Source organism: Tateyamaria sp., assembly GCF_039945315.1.
Taxonomy (GTDB): Bacteria; Pseudomonadota; Alphaproteobacteria; order Rhodobacterales; family Rhodobacteraceae; genus Tateyamaria.
The window spans coordinates 177338-195367 of record NZ_JBDUXB010000036.1; the positions used below are offsets into that span (position 1 = coordinate 177338).

Below are 18030 nucleotides of genomic sequence, written 5' to 3' on the forward strand. Positions count from 1 at the left end.
TCAAGCTGTGATTTGATTTCCATGCCGTCAGGCACGGGTCTCACTTACATATGGATGACACGGTCGTAGGCATCCAAAACGCTTTCGTGCATCATCTCTGACAGCGTTGGGTGCGGGAAGACAGTGTGCATCAGGTCTTCTTCTGTGGTTTCGAGCGCCTGACCCACCACGTAACCCTGGATCAACTCGGTCACTTCGGCGCCGATCATGTGCGCGCCCAAAAGCTCACCTGTTTTGGCGTCAAAGACGGTTTTGATAAGCCCCTCAGGCTCGCCCAAAGCGATCGCCTTGCCGTTGCCGATGAACGGAAACTTGCCGACCTTAATGGTGTACCCCGCTTCTTTGGCTTTGGCCTCGGACAGGCCCACGCTTGCCACCTGCGGATGGCAATAGGTGCACCCCGCAATGGAGTTGGGTTTGATCGGGTGCACGTCGTTTTTGCCTGCAATCAACTCTGCAACCATCGTCCCCTCGTGGGACGCCTTGTGTGCCAGCCATGGGGCGCCCGCGATGTCGCCGATGGCATAGAGCCCATCGATGCCGGTGCGGCAGTATTCATCTGTGACCACGTGGGTGCGGTCGATTTTCACGCCGAGGGCTTCGAGACCCAGATTTTCGACGTTGCCGACGATGCCGACGGCAGAAATCACGGTGTCAAAGTCGTGCTTTTCGACCTTGCCGCCCACTTCGATATGGGCGGTGACTTTGCCTTTGGCGCGATCCAGCTGTTTCACCATCGCCTTTTGCATGATCTTCATGCCCTGCTTTTCAAAAGACTTTTTCGCAAAGGCGCTGATTTCTTCATCTTCGACAGGCAACACCCGGCCCATGACTTCAACCACAGTCGTGTCGGCGCCCAGCGTATTGTAAAAGCTCGCAAATTCGATCCCGATTGCCCCAGACCCAATGACCAGCAGCTTCTTTGGCATCCGCTTAGGTGTCAGCGCCGCTTTGTACGTCCAGACCAGTTCGCCATCCGCTTCCAAACCCGGCAATTCGCGCGCGCGTGCACCGGTTGCGAGGATGATGTTTTTGGCAGTCAGTTCTTCGGTGCCCTTGTCGGTTTTGACGGACACTTTGCCTTTGGCGGGGATCGTGCCCTCGCCCATAATCACGGTCACTTTGTTCTTTTTCAGCAGATGGCCGATGCCGCCTGACAATTGGCCCGCAACCTGACGCGAGCGTTTGACCACAGCGTCCAGATCGTAGCCAACATTGTCTGCCTTCAAGCCAAATTCCTTGGCGCGATGCATAAGGTGGAACACTTCGGACGAGCGCAACATCGCTTTGGTCGGGATGCAGCCCCAGTTCAGGCAGATGCCGCCCAGATGTTCGCGTTCCACCACACAGGTGCTCAGGCCCAATTGTGCCGCACGTATTGCCGCCACATATCCGCCTGGGCCGGAGCCGACCACCACCACGTCAAAGGATTTCGCTGCCATGTCTAGTGTCCTCGTCAAACTCTGATCAGAATTAGTTTAACGGTAAACCACTTTTGAGCAGACCTCAACGAGACTCGTGCGCGACACTTCGACCTGACAGAGCAGACAGGTGAATTAGGCGGCTGCGCTGGCTTGTTCCAACTCGCGCAGGATTTCCCCGTAACCACCCCGGTCAAGGAACGCCTGTTCAGCGCTCGTCGTTTTGCGCCCCAGACAGGCGTTGCGGTGTGGGAAGCGCCCAAACTGGCGGATCACCTCGCGGTGAGCACGTGCGTGCAGCAGGAATGTTGCGTCCCCCATCCGCTCGCTGATTAGGCGTACGGCGCGATCCTGATCACTGAGGTTTTCGGAATGCTCAAGCGGCATATAGAAGAAAACGCGCGCGGGGGGATCGACCCGCAAATCCCAGCCCTTAGCTATAGCGGATTTTGTAGCAGCCAGTGCGGCACGGTCCGTGGCAAAGGCCTCGCAGGAGTCCCGGAACATGTTGCGCGACATCTGATCTGTGAGGATCGTATAGGCCAGCGCCCCGTTGGGATACGTCAGCCAAAGCGCATATTGCCCCTCAGTTGCGCCATGCCACGTCCGCCCAAAGCGCTGGCGTATGGTGTCATCAAAATCAGCATCCATCCTGAACCATTGTTCAGGTGTGCACTCATCCAACCAGAACTTCAGTATTTCGTCCGGACCTACCATGGTTTTTCACTCCTGCTCCCATGCCCCGTCATCAAATCGTTACACGTCAACATGTGGTCCGCCCAATCACGAAATACAACATTATGCAGTTTTATCGTCATCATCTCCGGCCTGATCCGCACTAATGGCGTATTCTTGTGCAATTTCCATCGAGACCGGCGTCACGACACTCTGAGCCATGGCCACGTAGGCGCCGGTCTCTGTGACCGAAATCGCCTCACGTTGAGTGGTGCGGTAGATGGCATAACCTGCGAGAACGGCGAACAAAACGCCAATAAACAGATAAAACCCGTTTGGTCCGACATTCTCCATCAGCGCTCCAACCACAAGCGGGCCAAATACGGCGCCCAGACCACTGATGAAAACCAGCCCGCCAGAGGCTGCAGCCATGTCTTCATGCTCGAGAAAGTCATTTGTGTGCGCCAATAGCAACGAATAAGCGGGGTTCGACATCCCCCCCACCAAAAAGGCCGTGATCAGCAACCATGTGAGGTTCGGGCCAAACAGCATCCCTGCAACTGCGCCTGCAAAGCCGATAGCCGATACAATGATGATCAACTGCCGTCGATCCATCCGGTCAGATATCCATCCTATCGGGTATTGCAGCACCATCGCCCCGACAAAGAAGGTTGCCACGAAGGTCGAGATTTCGGCCACACTTAGGCCGACCTGCGCCCCGTAAACCGATGACATGCCGAACTGAGCCGAGAACACGCCGCCCAGCAGCAACATCCCGAAACAGCCCAGGGGCGATTTGCCAAAGAGGTCGCTCAGCGTCATCGGTTTGGTTGAATCAAAGGCCGGTGTCGGCGTGATCGACAACAGAATGGGTGTGATTGCGAGCGACACGAGCACGGACGGAATCACGAACAGCACAAAGCCCGAAGGGTCTGCCGTCAGCAGCAGCGCCTGACTTATTACGATCCCGGATGTCTGCACGATCATGTAGAGCGACAGCGCCTTACCCCGGTTGGAGTTGTCGGCGGCATCGTTCAGCCAGCTTTCCGCTGTCACATAGACGGCTGAGAACCCGAACCCGATCACCACCCGCCCAAGCGCCCAGACCCACGGGTTGGCGAATGTCGGGTAAAGCAGGATGACAGCCGAAATCAGCGAGGCAAGGGCTGCGAACACGCGCACATGCCCAACACGTCGGATCATGTTGGGAGCCATCCGGCTGCCGAACAGAAACCCTGCGAAATAGGCCGACATTACGATCGACATCTCGAGCGTCGAGAATCCTTCGATCTCGCCCCGAATACCCAGCAACGTGCCCTGCATGCCGTTGCCCACCATCAAAAGGCACATGCCCAAGAGTAGCGCCCACGCGCTTGTGATGACCTGGATCATGACGCTCGCCTCCTGCGCGCTGTGTCGGAGTCACCGATGGCACGACCTGCGCGATTGAGTCGCCGCATATTACGACTTTGTCGTGTCGGTTTTGTCTGTGTGAGTCTCGGGCAGTAACAACGACGCATCGCCGTAAGAAAAGAACCGATAGCCCTGTGCAACCGCATGATCGTAGATGTGTTTGATCCGGTCTTGTCCCATCAGCGCGGCCACCAGCATCATCAGTGTCGACTTTGGCAGGTGAAAATTGGTCATCAGACCATCAGCAACACGGAAAGGAAAACCGGGGTAGATGAAGATATCCGTCTCCCCCTCCCACGGGCTCACCCCGTTGTCCCGCGCCATAGTTTCGATCAGGCGGAGCGCTGTGGTGCCCACGGGAATTACGCGCCCACCTTGCGCCTTTGCGTCTGCGATGTCCTGTGCGGCGCGCGCGCTGACCTGCCCCCATTCGGCATGCATCTTGTGGGTGGTTACATCATCAACCTTGACCGGCAAAAAAGTGCCAGCGCCCACATGCAGCGTGACATAGGTCGTCGCGACGCCCCGCGCTTTCAGCGCGTCCATGAGGGCGACGTCAAAGTGCAGCGACGCCGTCGGGGCGGCCACCGCCCCGCTGTTGGCCGCCCAAATGGTTTGGTAGTCCACTTTATCGCGCGCATCCGCCGCCCGTTTGGCAGCAATGTAGGGCGGCAGCGGCATGGCCCCGGCTTGGGCAAGCGCCGCATCAAAGTCGTCGCCAGCCAGGTTAAACTGCAAGTGGCCCTGCCCGTCTGCGGTGCCGGCAAGCGTCGCTGACAAATCCGAGGAAAAGCGCACCTCCTCGCCTACCCGCAGTTTCTTGAGCGGTTTGACCAGCGCCGACCATGTGCCGTCGCTGCGCGGTTCCAGCAGCGTGACTTCGATCCTTGCCGTCGTTTCACCCTGTGCAGAGGTCCGCGCGCGGGTGCCGAAAAGGCGCGCCGGGATGACCTTGGTGTCGTTCAGCACCAGCAGATCACCGGGGCGCAGCCAGTCCACCAGATCAGTGACATGCTGATCGTGGATATTGTCAGCCTCCGCAACCAGCAGGCGTGCAGAGGAGCGCGGCACCGCAGGCCGGGTCGCAATCAGAGTTTCAGGTAGATCAAAGTCGAAATCGCTGAGTTTCATGCCCGCGCTCTACACCCGCTCTCAGCGGCTGTCACTCTCTTCCTGACGCAGGCGCATACGTCGTTGTGCATCTGTTTCTACAGGCTCGGTCAGGTCGCTCTCTTTGGGTTCGCTCAGCGCGCTTGCCTCAGGAACGACTGGGTCGATTTCGTTTGTAACGGTTGGCAACGTGGGGGGCTGGGCGCGAAAAACTTCACGGAACATACCCGGAGTGAGGGCCGAGAGTGGATTGACCTGCACCTGAGGATTGGAAGCCGCCCCGCGCAGAGCGTAGTTGAACCCAATCAGCCCCTCACCCTTGCGCGTAAGGATACTGCCAATCCCATTGATCAGGTACAATGGCGAGATGACCCCCTGCATATCAAGAATTGAGCGGTTCACATCATAAGTGCCAAACATCGAAAGCCCCATGGACGGCCCGACAGCACTGGCCTGTGTCAGCGTCATAATCGATGGCGTCAGACGAAACGCGGCCTCGACTTCCTGAAAATGAATGCCCGGCCCGCCCATCTGTTCCAAAAGGCCCACGATGCTGAGCGCATTCAGAAGGGCGGCGATGGCAGGCGCATCCTGAATACGGGTTTCCCGGATACTGAGGCTGCCATCGAAGCTTGCTGATCCTACGGGCCGCAGGGTCAGCGACAATGTCCCCCCACGCGCCTGCTTGAGGATCGCTGCAGAGGCCGCAACCCCACCGGCATCATCTGACGTGATACGGATGGCGCTTCGCCCGTTTTCCGGCAGAACCTCACCGCGAATGGGCGTCGCCCCGTTGATGCGGGCCTGAAATGTGCCGCTCAAGCCGCGCGCCATGTCAAATTCGCCCACAAGACCGGTGAGCCGGATGGTGTCAGTGATCAGCAACTGATCCAGCGCCAAGCTTAGGGGCCCACCGCCCTGCCCGCCTGCGCTGCCTGATCCGGAGCCGCCAAAATCAGCTTGCCGCAAGTCAAGCTTGCCGCCCCGCACATTGATCGCCGGGGGCACATTTACCCCTCGCCCGACCAGATCAACCGGGGCATCCAGCCACTGACCGACCTGCACCCGGTCAAACCGGGCACGCTCTAATCCGCCATCCGGGCGCAAAGTAATAGCGCCGCTGGCCCGCAACCCCGGCGCGTCCAGTTCCAACCGATCGACCCGCGGGGTTTCTCCCAACTGCCCGGTGACCGACAAAGTCGCCGGGGTTTGGGCCGCTTTGCTCCATCCCAATGGCGGGGAGGACAGGCGGATACCACGCAAATCCGTTTCGACCTGAAATGTCGGAACCGTGTCGTCCACTGGCAGGGTCACTCGGATACGGCCCGTACCTTGACCCGTCAACAAACCCGGCGGCAGTCCCAGACCCAAGATTGTTTCCGTGCGCTCGGACAGTTCCATCGTACCAGTGACGTTGCTCGGCTGCGGACCCGTGCCAATGGGTTGCTCCCATATGGCCTGAAATGGGATTCCGTCGAGCGTGCCAAGGCCCGAAATCTCCACACCCGCGTTGTTCGCCACGACCTCAAGCGTGCTTGTGGCAAGAGTGCGCCCTTCGATCAGGCGGGTGCTTGTCACTTCGCGCGCAGTCCCGCGGGCGTCAAATATCAACTCGCCCGGCTTCAATCCCTTGCGCAAAGGCAGCGCCAGTGTCCCTTCGGCTTGCAGATATCCGTCAGCGATGGCAGTCGGCAGATTCGCCTTAGACATTATGCTCAGCGGTGGGGCATCCAGCATGGCCAGTGCTGCAGTGACGGTGCCGCGAGTTTGCAGGCGGACGATCGCAGGCGGGTTCGGTTTTGCGCGCACATCCGGGATGATAAATGACGAACTCGCCACATCAATCGCCCCGCCCTCGGGCGCGATGACCTTGCCTGCGTCCACCGTCACCACAAACCGATTATCAAGCAGGCTGGCCGTACCCCGCGCCTCAGTGACCGGCGGCAGCGTTTTGGTATAGCGAACATGGGCGTCTTCGAAGTCAAAGCTGATATACGCATTGAGCGGCGACCCGGGCGCGTCCCGCAGCACGGCATCCAAGTTGCTGAGCCTGCCCCCCAACAAATTATCTACAAGCCATGTCCGCGTTTTAGGAACCGCCCCTTCCGGCCAAAGGGCAAGCAATCTTTCCGGCGAAATACCGTCCATTTGCGCGTCCAGACCATAGCTCCAGCCTTCCGGGCCCGCCTCAAGCACACCGCGCGCAAGAACGGTTTGGCCCTGATCCTGAAACACCGCCTGCCCCACGTCAAAACGGAACGGTTCAAGCTCGAGGCGGAAATCCATCTCGGACGCCTCAAAGCTGACAGGCGTATCATAGAGGTTGTCCGGGTTGGCCGTCAGCGTAGAAGAGCGGAATTGCCCCACCAGATCATTAAGCTGCCCGTCCGGAGTGAGCCCGAGCACGGTCTGTCCTTCGATCCGGCCAGTTATCCACGCGCTGACGACGGAGAGTTCATCAAAAGTCAGTACACGCGCTGCCGGATCGTAGTTGAAATAGCTTCGCGCCGAAGAAAACGGCACAGGCCGGGCGGCGTCGGTAGGCTGAATAACCCCTTCCCCGATGGTAAGTGTCGCGTTCAGGGGCGTAAGCTCTCCGTCGGCGTTCACTCCTGCGCGCATCGCGCCCGAGATCGGCGCGCGCAATACGTCAAGCCAAGCAAATGGCGGAGCGAGTGTGGCGATGTCCCCCGCATCTATTCCCTCTATAGACGCCCCAAATGTGGCCGCCACATCGCCCATGTTGCTTTCGTAGTTTGCCGCTAAGGTCGCGACCCCCTGTCCTCCACTGAGCAGAGCGAGGTCGGTGGTGATGCGAACAGTATCACCCGTCAGGGTCAGCTGCGCGCGCCCTCCATCGATCGTCCAGGCCCGGTTAGCCCGCACATCTTCGACCTGCAGAGTGAGCGCACGGATTTCGGCACTGCGCAGCGCGTCAAAACCGGAGTGTGACAGGATCGTGTCTATCCCTGCTATCAGTTCGGCCAAACTGGCGGCCTGCCTGTTGGGGGCCGACAGATCCAGCCCGCCCGACAAAACAACTGTCCCATCCATCCGGCGGCGCAGCTGGGCAAAGACTCCAGTGACAGACAAATGTGTGGGCTGCATCTTTCCAGACAACAGGCCTGCAAAGGATAGATTGGCGCGCATTTCTCCAAAGGCCGCGATTTCCGCGCCGGTATCCGAAACCAGTTGCACGTTTGTCATACGCACCTGCGGGTGCGCCGCGTCCTCAACCACCAGATCGAGGGCATCAAACCGTATGCTGGCGGCCCCAAGCGCGTCGGCGACCCTTGTCTCGATTTCTGTACGCAACCAGTCGGGCGCCGAAACGGGCCGTCCGATCATCACATAGATCAAAGCCCCCAAGAGAGCCGTAAACGTTAAAGTCGTCAGCAGACTGCCTACCCGATGGCGACGCCACAGGTTCTTGCGCCGCACGCTGGGTGCGACGGATGTTGGCTCAGAACTGCTCATACCTTTATTCTTGTCTGCCCTGACCTATCATGCCAGTCACAACTCCTTCTTTTTTGCGACGAAAAGGCCAAAATCATGCTCGACATAGCAACACCTGCCCCTAATTTCACGCTGCCCGACGGTGCAGGCACCGATGTGACCCTGTCCGACCTGCAAGGAGGTGCCGTGGTTTTGTACTTTTATCCCCGTGATGACACACCCGGATGCACAAAAGAATCCATCGCCTTTTCCGAACATCTGGCCGCGTTCGAAGCTGCTGGCGCCAAAGTGTTCGGCATCTCGAAAGACTCTGTGGCCAGCCACGCCAAGTTCGCGGCCAAGAAAGAACTGACTGTTCCACTGCTGTCTGACGAACATGGCGGCGTGTGCGAAGATTACGGTGTGTGGAAGGAAAAGAACATGTACGGTAAGAAGTACATGGGGATAGAACGCACAACATACCTGATCGACGCAACCGGTCACATCGCAATGGTCTGGCCAAAGGTCAAAGTCCCGGGTCATGCTGAAGCTGTTCTCGCTGCAGTTCAGGCCCTGTGATGCAACCTCTTGCGCAGATGGCAGAAGCAGTGCTGCGCACGGCGGACGGGCGGGAAAAGACAGCGCTGTCGCGCAAGCTGGCAACTCAGTGGCGTGAGGCGCGCGCAACAGGTGCGCGCCCCGAAATTGGTCAGGCCGATCCCCCAATGCACCCCGCGCGCCCTGCAGCCCCCGAGTTGCTCAGCCCCCGCGATGTGCCCCGCCGCCGCCCCGGTAGCCCCGAAGGCCGAATCGCGCTGTTGCATGCAGTCGCGCATATCGAGTTGAACGCAGTAGACTTGCACTGGGACATCATCGCGCGGTTTACGAACGTGGCGATGCCCATAGGATTCTATGACGACTGGGTGAAGGCAGCAGACGAAGAATCGAAACATTTCAATTTGATGTGCGATTGCCTTGAAGCCGCGGGAAGTCACTATGGCGCTCTGCCGGCCCATGCTGGCATGTGGCGAGCAGCGGAAGACACCGCCGAGGACTTTATGGGGCGATTGGCCGTTGTGCCGATGGTGTTGGAGGCTCGTGGGCTGGATGTCTCTCCGGGGATGATAGCGGTGTTCCGCAAAGCCAAGGCAGATCAGGCGGTCGCGGCACTTGAGACCATCTATGCCGAGGAAGTGGCGCATGTGGCCTATGGGTCCAAATGGTTTCACTTCTTGTGTGGCCGTCACGAGATGGATCCAAAAGATACGTTCCATGAACTGGTGCAGCGATATTTCCACAGCCCGCTTAAACCTCCGTTCAACGAGGAAAAACGAGCGGAGGCGGGTTTGCCCCCAGATTTTTATTGGCCGTTGGCGGTGGCAGACTGAACCGTATGTTCTTTGCGCCTAATTTTTAGGCAAAATGTTACAGTTTGCTGCCGGTTACGCGAAGGTGAAAAGGATGACCCTTGCCGCAGGGTGTTCACACCTTTATGCACGCGCCCTAAGACACCGGGTTGGGGGACGTGAGTGTCGCTATTGGGACGGGACAAGGAACGCATAGTGCGGACACGTATCGGCATCAAAGTGCACGGACTTCTGGAACACTATTTTCCGGAACGGCGTGTTTTCCTGAAATCCGACAACGACACCCGGTTCATCCGACTAAGACCAAGCACGCAACTGTTTGCCTTTGCAGGCGGTTCGTTTGTGGTTGCCTGGGCGATCGTTGCGACCGCAATCTTGCTAATGGACAGTATTGGGGCGGGAAATTTCCGCGAACAGGCCAAACGTGATCAGCGCACCTATCAATCCCGCCTGAATGATCTGTCCAGCCAGCGCGACAGCCGCGCCGAAGAAGCATTGGCTGCACAGGAACGGTTCAACGCTGCTTTGTCCCAGATTTCCGTGATGCAGACCGAACTACTGGCCTCTGAAACGCGCCGCCGTGAGCTGGAAACAGGTATTGAGGTTATTCAGGCCACACTGCGGGATACAATGCAGGCCCGCGAAGAGGCCCGTACGCAACTTGCCACCCTAGAAACACAGCTGCAATCCGGCGGAACGGCGGGTCCGCTGGTGGCAGGTGGCGCAAATGCGCCGATGGATTTCGTGGCAGACGCTCTGGCGAAAACTGCTGCAGAGCGTGATCAGGTTGTTGAAGATGCGCAGGAGGCGCTGCTGGCAGCCGATGAAATGGCGACTGAAATCGCGCTGATGCAAGAACAGAACGACCAGATTTTCCGCCAGCTTGAAGAAGCGATGACCGTATCTGTGGCCCCGCTGGACAAAATGTTCCGGGCCGCTGGGATGCCAACCGAACGCATCATCGAGCAGGTGCGTCAGGGCTATTCCGGTCAGGGTGGCCCCCTTACCCCGCTCAGTTTTTCTACCAGCGGCGAAGAACCCAGCCCGGACACATTGCGCGCAAATCGCATTCTAAATCAGATGGATACGCTCAATCTGTATAGAATTGCTGCGCAAAAGGCGCCCTTTGCAACGCCTGTGAAATCGTCCTTCCGCTTTACGTCGTCCTTCGGGTTCCGCCGTGATCCCAAAACTGGTGGTCGGCGCATGCACAATGGTGTGGATTTTGCCTCCTCGCTCGGAACGCCGCTTTATGCAACAGCGGACGGCGTCGTGACCCACGCGGGGTGGCTTGGGGGATTTGGGCGGCTTGTCAAAATTCAGCACGAGTTCGGAATTGAGACACGGTATGCGCACCTGTCACGACTTAACGTTAAAGTTGGTCAAAGGGTCTCGCGCGGGGATAGAATCGGTGATATGGGAGCGTCTGGACGGGTTACCGGCGTGCATCTGCACTATGAGGTGCGCGTAGGCGGCAAGGCCGTGAACCCAATGATCTATATCAAGGCAGCGAACGATGTTTTCTAAAAGCAAAATCAACGAACCCGGCCCCAGCGCGGACAAACCCAAAACCGCCGCTCCAGCCAGCCCTGCCCCTGCAGCGCCCAAGGCAAGCGAATTCAAGGCAAGCGCCCCAAAGGCCAAGCCCCCTGCCTCGCTCCTGTCTGCGGACCTGCACATCACAGGCAACATGAAGACCACCGGCGACATCAATGTCGAAGGCACAGTTGAAGGCGATATTCGCGCTCACCTGCTGACGATCGGTGAGTCAGCGACCATCAAGGGCGAAGTGATCGCTGATGATGTCGTCGTAAATGGCCGCATTGTGGGTCGTGTGCGTGGCCTAAAGGTCCGCCTGACTTCCACCGCGCGCGTAGAGGGCGACATCATCCACAAGACCATCGCAATCGAATCCGGCGCCCATTTCGAGGGCTCGGTTCAGCGTCAGGACGACCCGCTGAATTCCGGCGGCAAGGGTGCCGCAGCACCGGCGGCCAAATCAGAATAAGCCGACGCTTCGATCTATAGGAAAAGGGCGCTGCATTTGCCATGCAGCTCCCTTTTTTTCTTATCTTGTCAGACGATTATTCGGTCACGCTTACCTTGGACATCATGTCAGGCGCGCCGGTGATCGCACCCGATTGCTGATTCCCGCGTTTGATGGAGTCCAGCACCTCCAGCCCAGCAGTCACCTGACCCACCACGGTGTATTGTCCGTCCAGAAACGGGCCCGGTGCAAACATGATAAAGAACTGGCTATTGGCAGAGTTCGGATCGCTGCTGCGGGCCATACCGACGACACCGCGATCGAACGTGATCTCGGAGAACTCGGCAGGCAGATTGCCCATATCCGACCCACCTCGCCCGGCCCGCCGGGCGTCATATCCATCGATTTGCCCAAACTGTACATCGCCGGTTTGCGCCATGAACCCGTCGATCACACGGTGAAAGACGACACCGTCATACTTCCCCGTCTCAGCCAATGTCGTAATGCGCTCAACATGGCGGGGGGCAACATCCTCGAACAGATCGACAGAGATCACGCCGTTGGCCTCACCCGTCACTGTGATGTCGATGCCAGTGGCCAGCGCGGGTGACGCAGCCATCAGCGCGAGCAGAGCAACTGCCTTACTCAGCATCTGCGGCCACCTTGACGGAGATCATGCGGTCAGGCTCGGCAGGTGGCTCGCCTCGCGTGATGGCGTCCACATGCTCCATGCCTTCAATGACCTGGCCGTATACGGTGTATTGGCCGTTCAGGAAGTCGTTGTCTTTGAAGTTGATAAAGAACTGGCTATTGGCACTGTCCGGGTTCGCCGAGCGCGCTGCGCCCAAAGATCCACGCGCATGTGGGATCTTGGAGAATTCGGCGGGTACGTCAGGCTTGTCTGATCCGCCTGTTCCGGCCATGCGGATGTTAAACCCGTCTTCCATATCGCCATGCTGCACATCGCCCGTTTGCGCCATGAAGCCATCGATCACACGGTGGAAAGCGACGTTGTCATACTCACCTGCACGCGCCAGCTCTTTCATACGTTCGGTATGTTGTGGAGCGACATCGGGCATAAGCGCGATGGTCACCGTGCCACCTTTGAGTTCCATGAGGATCGTATTTTCGGGGTCTTTGATCTCGGCCATTTTGGCGCTCCTGTATGTGTATTTCGGCGGACCCTAGTACGGTTGAGGCATAGAGAAAAGGGTGACCCGGTCTTTCCTTTATACGGTCCCAGAAATGTCAGGATTTGGGCGCAGCTTGGCCGTTGCCACTGTGAACTGAAAGCTGCCAACATGTTCCACTATTCCGGCTTTGAACTGCTGTTGTTTTGCGCAGCGTTACAAATCGTTGGCGCGCTCTTGGGCGTATTCCAAGGGACGATGAAGGCCCGCATCGCGCATATCGGAAGCGACCGCGGCCCTACGATATTCAAGCGTCATAGCGCTGCAATCGCGGACGTGCGAATTCGGATCGCGGGTGGGATAACCGGCGCACTTTCGGCGCTGACCCTCGTGGGATTTGCCGGAATGCCAACGGCCGTCCTGAGCCTGCTGTTCATCGCCAACTCCGTGTTACCGATTTTGGGCTGCGTGTTGTTCGTGCTTCCGGCTTGGGCGTTTTCCTCAGGATTCGTCGCCCGCAGCATGCAGCCGGTTGACGCCACCGCCTAACTTGGGGTCATAACGTCCCTGCACTTAGCAATGGAGCGGGACTGATGGGTTGGAATACACTGGATGATGTTGATCTGAAGAATAAACGCGTTTTGACGCGTGTGGATATCAACGTCCCCGTCGAAGATGGCCGCGTCACGGACGCCACCCGGATCGAACGGATTGCCCCCACCATTGCCGACATTCGCGCCAAGGGCGGCAGCCCGGTGCTTCTGGCCCATTTTGGACGGCCCAAGGGGCAATACGTGCCCGAGATGTCACTCAAACCGCTGGTTCCTGCCCTTGAAGAGGCATTCGGCTGTCCAGTGGTGTTTGTGGAACGTCCTTCGCGAGAGTTTATCAATGCCCAAGCCAGTGACGCTGTTATCCTAGTGGAAAACACCCGCTTTACGGCGATGGAAGAAGCCAACGACCCGCAAATGGCGCAATTCCTCGCCTCTCTTGGAGATGTGTTCTGCAATGATGCGTTTTCGGCGGCACACCGCGCACATGCTTCGACCACCGGCGTCGCGCATCTGCTACCCAACTGCGCCGGCCGCTTGATGCAGGCTGAGTTGCAGGCTTTGGAAGCAGCACTGTCTTCGCCCAAACGTCCAGTGGGTGCTGTCGTGGGTGGCGCCAAAGTGTCCACCAAGCTCGATCTGCTGGAAAACCTTGTCAAAAAGATCGATGTGCTGGTGATCGGCGGTGGCATGGCCAACACCTTTTGGGCCGCTCAAGGGGCGGATCTGGGGGCGTCCCTGCAAGAGGCCGACCTGCACAACACAGCACGCGATATCATGTCGGCAGCCGAAAGTGCCGGTTGCACTGTGATCCTGCCCACCGACGGGCGCGTCTCGCGTGAGTTTGCCACCAACGCGGCCCATGAAGTGATCGCCCTGACACCAGAAACGAAACTAGAAGCAGATCAGATGGTCCTTGATGCAGGAGACGTATCCGCCGCACAGATTGCCGAGACCTTTGGCTCGCTGAACACCCTGATCTGGAATGGCCCACTTGGCGCATTTGAGATTCCGCCCTTTGACACCGCGACTATGGCGGCGGCGCGCGCGGCGGCTGAACTGACCAAATCAAATGGCCTCGTCACCGTTGCGGGCGGTGGGGATACGGTTGCGGCACTCAATCAAGCAGGAGTTGCTGAAAATTTCACCTATATCTCTACTGCTGGGGGCGCCTTTTTGGAGTGGATGGAAGGCAAGGAGTTGCCCGGTGTCGCCGCCCTGATGCAATAATACGGCGAGGCGCAAAGTCGCACATGGCCGACCAGGGGGGAATGCGAGATGGTAAACTGGACACTAATCACGGGTGCATCTGAAGGTCTCGGCGTAGAGTTTGCCTATATCGCCGCCAAGGAAAAGCGCAACGTCATCCTCGCTGCCCGGTCAAAGGACAAATTGGAAAACGTCGCCGACGATGTGCGCGCTCTGGGTGTAGAGGCGCTGGTGATACCTGCGGATCTGTCAGACATGGCTGAAGTGGACCGCCTTTGGGCTGAAGCGACGGATGGGCGAAATATTGATGTGCTGGTGAACAACGCCGGTCTGGGATTTAACGGCTCATTTGACGACGCCGACGGATGGGACCGCGAAACGAGTTCAATTAGCGTCAACATGTTGGCTCTGACCCGTCTGATGAAGCTGGCTATTCCACATATGAAAGAGCTTGAAAAAGGGCGCATCCTGAACGTCGCCTCGATCGCAGCCTTTGCGCCCGGTCCAGGCATGGCGGTCTATTGCGCGACCAAGGCCTATGTCCTGTCCCTGTCAGAGGCCGTGGGCAATGAACTGAAAGGCACGAATGTGACGGTAACGGCCCTCTGCCCCGGCACCACGGCTACAAATTTCTTTGAGGACGCAGGGATGACCGACGCTAAGCTTCTCAAGTTTGCCAAACCCATAGACGCCAAGGTCGTCGCCGAACTGGGCTGGCTGCAGTCCCGCATAGGGAAACCGGTTGTGGTGCCCGGTGCCATGAACAAAGTCGTCTCTTTTTTGCCGCGCCTTACGCCGCGCCGACTCACAACCCTGCTAAATGGCAAAATAATGAATGATCACTAGGCTCTAGGGCGAGAAAAGGGATTCACAGACTGATTCGCATGTGCCATAGTGCTGAAAGCCGTCCATCAGAGACGGGACAGAGGCACGAGGCAATGACCCGAACAGCACGCCCCGCATTGGGAACAGTTATTTTTTTCGCCGTCGCATTTGCGTTAGGCATTTATTTCACTTTTGCCGCCGTGCAGGGTGACTATGGTCTTTTTCGTCGCGCAGAAATCGATGCAGAAGCGCGCGATTTATCAGCTCAGTTGATGGCCGTGCAATTCGAAGTAGCCGAGATGGAAAACCTGACCCAACGCCTGTCAGATGACTACCTCGATCTTGATTTACTGGATGAACAAGCTCGCAGTGTTCTTGGGATGCTACGCAGCGACGAAATCGTAATCCGCTAATATCATTTAAGATCAACCACCTAAAGGTCAGTTGCCCCTGCGGCACATTCACACTCGCGCCGCCGCTCCGAATCCTGTAAGAGATAGTTTAACGCTAAACTATATCTATCGTGGAGGATGCCGATGGCCGCGCGCAAAGCCAGAACCAAACCGAATGTGTCTGCGGAGGAGTTGAAAGCATACTACAAAGACATGCTTTTGATCCGCCGGTTTGAAGAAAAAGCCGGTCAACTGTACGGCATGGGCTTAATTGGCGGCTTTTGCCACCTCTACATCGGACAGGAAGCCGTTGTTGTTGGCCTCGAGGCCGCGGCTAAAGAAGGCGACAAGCGCATCACATCCTACCGCGACCACGGCCACATGTTGGCCTGCGGCATGGACCCTAACGGCGTGATGGCCGAATTGACGGGCCGCGAGGGCGGGTATTCCAAGGGCAAAGGCGGCTCCATGCACATGTTCTCGAAAGAGAAGCATTTCTATGGTGGTCACGGTATCGTTGCGGCGCAGGTGCCACTTGGGGCCGGTCTGGCCTTTTCCGACATGTACAAAGGCAATGACAATGTGACCTTCACATATTTCGGTGACGGTGCTGCGAACCAGGGTCAGGTTTACGAGGCCTACAACATGGCCGAACTGTGGATGTTGCCTGTGGTTTTTGTCATTGAAAATAACCAATACGCCATGGGCACTTCGACCAAACGATCGACCAAGTCGCCCAGCTATTGGGAACGCGGAGCCGCATATGGCATTCCGGGCGAAGAGGTTGATGGAATGGACGTGCTGGCAGTCAAAGCCGCCGGTCAGAAGGCGGTCGAGCACTGCCGCGCGGGCAAAGGCCCATATATTCTGGAAATAAAGACCTACCGGTATCGCGGCCACTCGATGTCCGACCCGGCCAAGTATCGCACCCGCGAAGAAGTTCAAAAGATGCGCGATGAGCGTGACCCCATTGAAGCCGTGCGGTCCATGCTGCTGACCGGCAAGCACGCCACCGAAGATGACCTGAAGGCCATCGATAAACAGATCAAAGACGTTGTGAACGCCAGCGCCGAGTTCGCCAAAGAGAGCCCAGAACCGGCTCTCGACGAACTTTGGACAGACATTTACGCGTAAAGGGAGAGACGACAATGGCAACCGAAATTCTTATGCCCGCCCTCTCTCCAACCATGGAAGAAGGCACATTGGCCAAGTGGATGGTAAAAGAGGGAGACACCGTGTCCTCCGGCGACATCATGGCCGAGATTGAAACCGACAAAGCCACGATGGAATTCGAGGCCGTGGATGAGGGGATCATCGGCAAGATCCTGATCGAGGAAGGCACCGAGGGCGTGAAAGTGAACACCGCCATCGCGATCCTGATCGAAGAAGGCGAAAGCGTCGATGACGTCGCCGGCTCCCCTGCTCCCGCGGCCGCATCACCCGCGCCTGCCGAGGCCGCTGCTCCGGCAGCATCCGAGGCTCCGGCCGCGCCATCGGTCGACACCAGCCCCGACTGGCCCGAAGGCACGCCAATGAAGCAGCAAACCGTCCGCGAAGCTTTGCGAGACGGCATGGCCGAAGAGATGCGGCTCGACGACACTGTATTCCTGATGGGCGAAGAGGTTGCCGAATACCAAGGCGCCTACAAGATTTCCCAAGGCATGCTAGACGAATTCGGCCCCAAACGCGTGATGGACACGCCCATCACGGAACACGGCTTTGCCGGGATCGGTGTCGGCGCGGCCTTTGGTGGTCTCCGCCCAATTGTCGAGTTCATGACCTTCAACTTCGCCATGCAAGCGGTTGACCACATTATCAACTCTGCGGCCAAGACGCTCTATATGTCTGGCGGTCAGATGGGTGCGCCCATGGTGTTCCGTGGCCCCAACGGGGCAGCAGCACGCGTCGGTGCGCAGCACTCACAGGATTATGCGGCCTGGTATATGCAGATTCCGGGTCTGAAGGTCGTGATGCCCTATTCGGCCTCTGACTATAAGGGTCTGATGAAAACTGCTATCCGCGATCCCAACCCTATCATCTTCCTTGAGAACGAAATTCTCTATGGCCGCACGTTTGATGTGCCGGATATGGACGACTACACAGTGCCGTTCGGCAAAGCCCGCATGTGGCGCGAAGGCGATGATTGCACGATCGTCTCTTTTGGCATCGGCATGCAATACGCGCTGGCCGCCGCTGAAAAGCTCGCCGAAGAAGGGATCAATTGCGATGTCATCGATCTGCGTACACTGCGCCCGATGGACACTGGCGCAATCCTGAATTCCGTCATGAAAACAAATCGCTGTATCACTGTAGAAGAAGGTTGGCCGCAAGGCTCAGTCGGCAACTACATCAGTTCGGTCATCATGCAAGAGGCGTTTGACTATCTCGACGCACCGGTGATCAACTGTACCGGCAAGGACGTCCCAATGCCCTACGCTGCGAACCTTGAAAAACACGCGCTGTTGACGACCGACGAAGTGATCGCCGCCGTCAAACAAGTCACTTACCGCTAAGG

17 protein-coding genes are annotated in these 18030 nt (G+C 58.0%); 10 read left to right on the plus strand and 7 right to left on the minus strand.

What is annotated here, in order from left to right:
- Positions 1-44: 44 nt before the first annotated feature.
- From lpdA to ABJD00_RS10925, 5 genes are all read right to left on the minus strand, one after another.
- Positions 45-1442, minus strand: coding sequence for a dihydrolipoyl dehydrogenase (lpdA, locus tag ABJD00_RS10905; protein ID WP_413834800.1), 1398 nt, complete (start codon positions 1440-1442; stop codon positions 45-47).
- 114 nt (positions 1443-1556) lie between these two features.
- Positions 1557-2138, minus strand: a complete 582-nt coding sequence (locus ABJD00_RS10910) for a DUF924 family protein (protein WP_413834802.1) — start codon at positions 2136-2138, stop codon at positions 1557-1559.
- Between the two features lie 81 nt (positions 2139-2219).
- Positions 2220-3488, minus strand: coding sequence for an MFS transporter (locus ABJD00_RS10915; RefSeq protein WP_413834805.1), 1269 nt, complete (start codon positions 3486-3488; stop codon positions 2220-2222).
- 69 nt (positions 3489-3557) lie between these two features.
- The gene (gene queA, locus ABJD00_RS10920; RefSeq protein ID WP_413834807.1) at positions 3558-4640 is read right to left on the minus strand and encodes a tRNA preQ1(34) S-adenosylmethionine ribosyltransferase-isomerase QueA; all 1083 of its coding nucleotides are present in this window, start codon (positions 4638-4640) and stop codon (positions 3558-3560) included.
- Positions 4641-4661: 21 nt separating this feature from the next.
- On the minus strand, positions 4662-8096 hold the full coding sequence (locus ABJD00_RS10925; protein ID WP_413834809.1) for a DUF3971 domain-containing protein: 3435 nt from the start codon (positions 8094-8096) through the stop codon (positions 4662-4664).
- A gap of 75 nt (positions 8097-8171) precedes the next feature.
- Here ABJD00_RS10925 and bcp point away from each other — a divergent pair, with 75 nt between their 5' ends.
- The 4 genes from bcp (at position 8172) to ABJD00_RS10945 (ending at position 11429) form a co-directional block, all read left to right on the plus strand.
- Positions 8172-8633: a thioredoxin-dependent thiol peroxidase gene (bcp, locus tag ABJD00_RS10930; protein WP_413834812.1), complete on the plus strand. Its 462-nt coding sequence runs from the start codon at positions 8172-8174 to the stop codon at positions 8631-8633.
- Positions 8633-9442, plus strand: a complete 810-nt coding sequence (locus tag ABJD00_RS10935; protein ID WP_413834815.1) for a ferritin-like domain-containing protein — start codon at positions 8633-8635, stop codon at positions 9440-9442. The genes bcp and ABJD00_RS10935 overlap by 1 nt, the downstream gene beginning before the upstream one ends.
- Positions 9443-9616: 174 nt before the next feature.
- Positions 9617-10948, plus strand: a complete 1332-nt coding sequence (locus tag ABJD00_RS10940) for a DUF5930 domain-containing protein (RefSeq protein WP_413834817.1) — start codon at positions 9617-9619, stop codon at positions 10946-10948.
- Positions 10938-11429: a bactofilin family protein gene (locus ABJD00_RS10945; protein WP_413834820.1), complete on the plus strand. Its 492-nt coding sequence runs from the start codon at positions 10938-10940 to the stop codon at positions 11427-11429. Before ABJD00_RS10940 ends, ABJD00_RS10945 begins: the two co-directional genes overlap by 11 nt.
- Before the next feature lie 76 nt (positions 11430-11505).
- Here ABJD00_RS10945 and ABJD00_RS10950 read toward each other — a convergent pair whose 3' ends face one another.
- Both ABJD00_RS10950 and ABJD00_RS10955 read right to left on the minus strand, forming a co-directional pair.
- Complete coding sequence (locus ABJD00_RS10950; protein ID WP_413834823.1) at positions 11506-12060, minus strand: peptidylprolyl isomerase; 555 nt, start codon at positions 12058-12060, stop codon at positions 11506-11508.
- Positions 12050-12559 (minus strand): peptidylprolyl isomerase, encoded by a 510-nt coding sequence (locus ABJD00_RS10955; RefSeq protein ID WP_413834826.1) that lies wholly within the window; start codon positions 12557-12559, stop codon positions 12050-12052. Before ABJD00_RS10955 ends, ABJD00_RS10950 begins: the two co-directional genes overlap by 11 nt.
- 150 nt (positions 12560-12709) lie before the next feature.
- On the opposite strand from ABJD00_RS10955, the gene ABJD00_RS10960 reads away from it, so the two are divergent.
- The 6 genes from ABJD00_RS10960 (at position 12710) to ABJD00_RS10985 (ending at position 18028) form a co-directional block, all read left to right on the plus strand.
- A complete protein-coding gene (locus tag ABJD00_RS10960) occupies positions 12710-13087 on the plus strand; it encodes a hypothetical protein (RefSeq protein WP_413834828.1) in 378 nt (125 codons plus the stop codon).
- 44 nt (positions 13088-13131) lie between these two features.
- The gene (locus ABJD00_RS10965; protein ID WP_413834831.1) at positions 13132-14319 is read left to right on the plus strand and encodes a phosphoglycerate kinase; all 1188 of its coding nucleotides are present in this window, start codon (positions 13132-13134) and stop codon (positions 14317-14319) included.
- 48 nt (positions 14320-14367) lie between these two features.
- Complete coding sequence (locus ABJD00_RS10970) at positions 14368-15144, plus strand: SDR family NAD(P)-dependent oxidoreductase (protein ID WP_413834834.1); 777 nt, start codon at positions 14368-14370, stop codon at positions 15142-15144.
- 92 nt (positions 15145-15236) lie between these two features.
- Positions 15237-15536, plus strand: coding sequence for an FtsB family cell division protein (locus ABJD00_RS10975; RefSeq protein ID WP_413834837.1), 300 nt, complete (start codon positions 15237-15239; stop codon positions 15534-15536).
- A gap of 123 nt (positions 15537-15659) precedes the next feature.
- Positions 15660-16649 carry a pyruvate dehydrogenase (acetyl-transferring) E1 component subunit alpha gene (pdhA, locus tag ABJD00_RS10980; protein WP_108835819.1) on the plus strand — a complete coding sequence of 330 codons (990 nt, stop codon included), beginning with the start codon at positions 15660-15662 and terminating at the stop codon, positions 16647-16649.
- A gap of 14 nt (positions 16650-16663) precedes the next feature.
- The gene (locus ABJD00_RS10985) at positions 16664-18028 is read left to right on the plus strand and encodes a pyruvate dehydrogenase complex E1 component subunit beta (protein ID WP_413834841.1); all 1365 of its coding nucleotides are present in this window, start codon (positions 16664-16666) and stop codon (positions 18026-18028) included.
- The last annotated feature ends 2 nt before the right edge of the window (positions 18029-18030 follow it).

What these genes read in the sequence shown, in the direction of transcription:
- ABJD00_RS10925 (WP_413834809.1), bottom strand. Translation starts at nt 8,096, where the DNA reads ATGAGCAGTTCTGAGCCAACATCCGTCGCACCCAGCGTGCGGCGCAAG.
- ABJD00_RS10955 (WP_413834826.1), bottom strand. Translation starts at nt 12,559, where the DNA reads ATGGCCGAGATCAAAGACCCCGAAAATACGATCCTCATGGAACTCAAA.
- ABJD00_RS10915 (WP_413834805.1), bottom strand. Translation starts at nt 3,488, where the DNA reads ATGATCCAGGTCATCACAAGCGCGTGGGCGCTACTCTTGGGCATGTGC.
- ABJD00_RS10970 (WP_413834834.1), top strand. Translation starts at nt 14,368, where the DNA reads ATGGTAAACTGGACACTAATCACGGGTGCATCTGAAGGTCTCGGCGTA.
- bcp (WP_413834812.1), top strand. Translation starts at nt 8,172, where the DNA reads ATGCTCGACATAGCAACACCTGCCCCTAATTTCACGCTGCCCGACGGT.
- ABJD00_RS10975 (WP_413834837.1), top strand. Translation starts at nt 15,237, where the DNA reads ATGACCCGAACAGCACGCCCCGCATTGGGAACAGTTATTTTTTTCGCC.
- ABJD00_RS10945 (WP_413834820.1), top strand. Translation starts at nt 10,938, where the DNA reads ATGTTTTCTAAAAGCAAAATCAACGAACCCGGCCCCAGCGCGGACAAA.
- lpdA (WP_413834800.1), bottom strand. Translation starts at nt 1,442, where the DNA reads ATGGCAGCGAAATCCTTTGACGTGGTGGTGGTCGGCTCCGGCCCAGGC.
- pdhA (WP_108835819.1), top strand. Translation starts at nt 15,660, where the DNA reads ATGGCCGCGCGCAAAGCCAGAACCAAACCGAATGTGTCTGCGGAGGAG.
- queA (WP_413834807.1), bottom strand. Translation starts at nt 4,640, where the DNA reads ATGAAACTCAGCGATTTCGACTTTGATCTACCTGAAACTCTGATTGCG.
- ABJD00_RS10935 (WP_413834815.1), top strand. Translation starts at nt 8,633, where the DNA reads ATGCAACCTCTTGCGCAGATGGCAGAAGCAGTGCTGCGCACGGCGGAC.
- ABJD00_RS10960 (WP_413834828.1), top strand. Translation starts at nt 12,710, where the DNA reads ATGTTCCACTATTCCGGCTTTGAACTGCTGTTGTTTTGCGCAGCGTTA.
- ABJD00_RS10910 (WP_413834802.1), bottom strand. Translation starts at nt 2,138, where the DNA reads ATGGTAGGTCCGGACGAAATACTGAAGTTCTGGTTGGATGAGTGCACA.
- ABJD00_RS10965 (WP_413834831.1), top strand. Translation starts at nt 13,132, where the DNA reads ATGGGTTGGAATACACTGGATGATGTTGATCTGAAGAATAAACGCGTT.
- ABJD00_RS10985 (WP_413834841.1), top strand. Translation starts at nt 16,664, where the DNA reads ATGGCAACCGAAATTCTTATGCCCGCCCTCTCTCCAACCATGGAAGAA.
- ABJD00_RS10950 (WP_413834823.1), bottom strand. Translation starts at nt 12,060, where the DNA reads ATGCTGAGTAAGGCAGTTGCTCTGCTCGCGCTGATGGCTGCGTCACCC.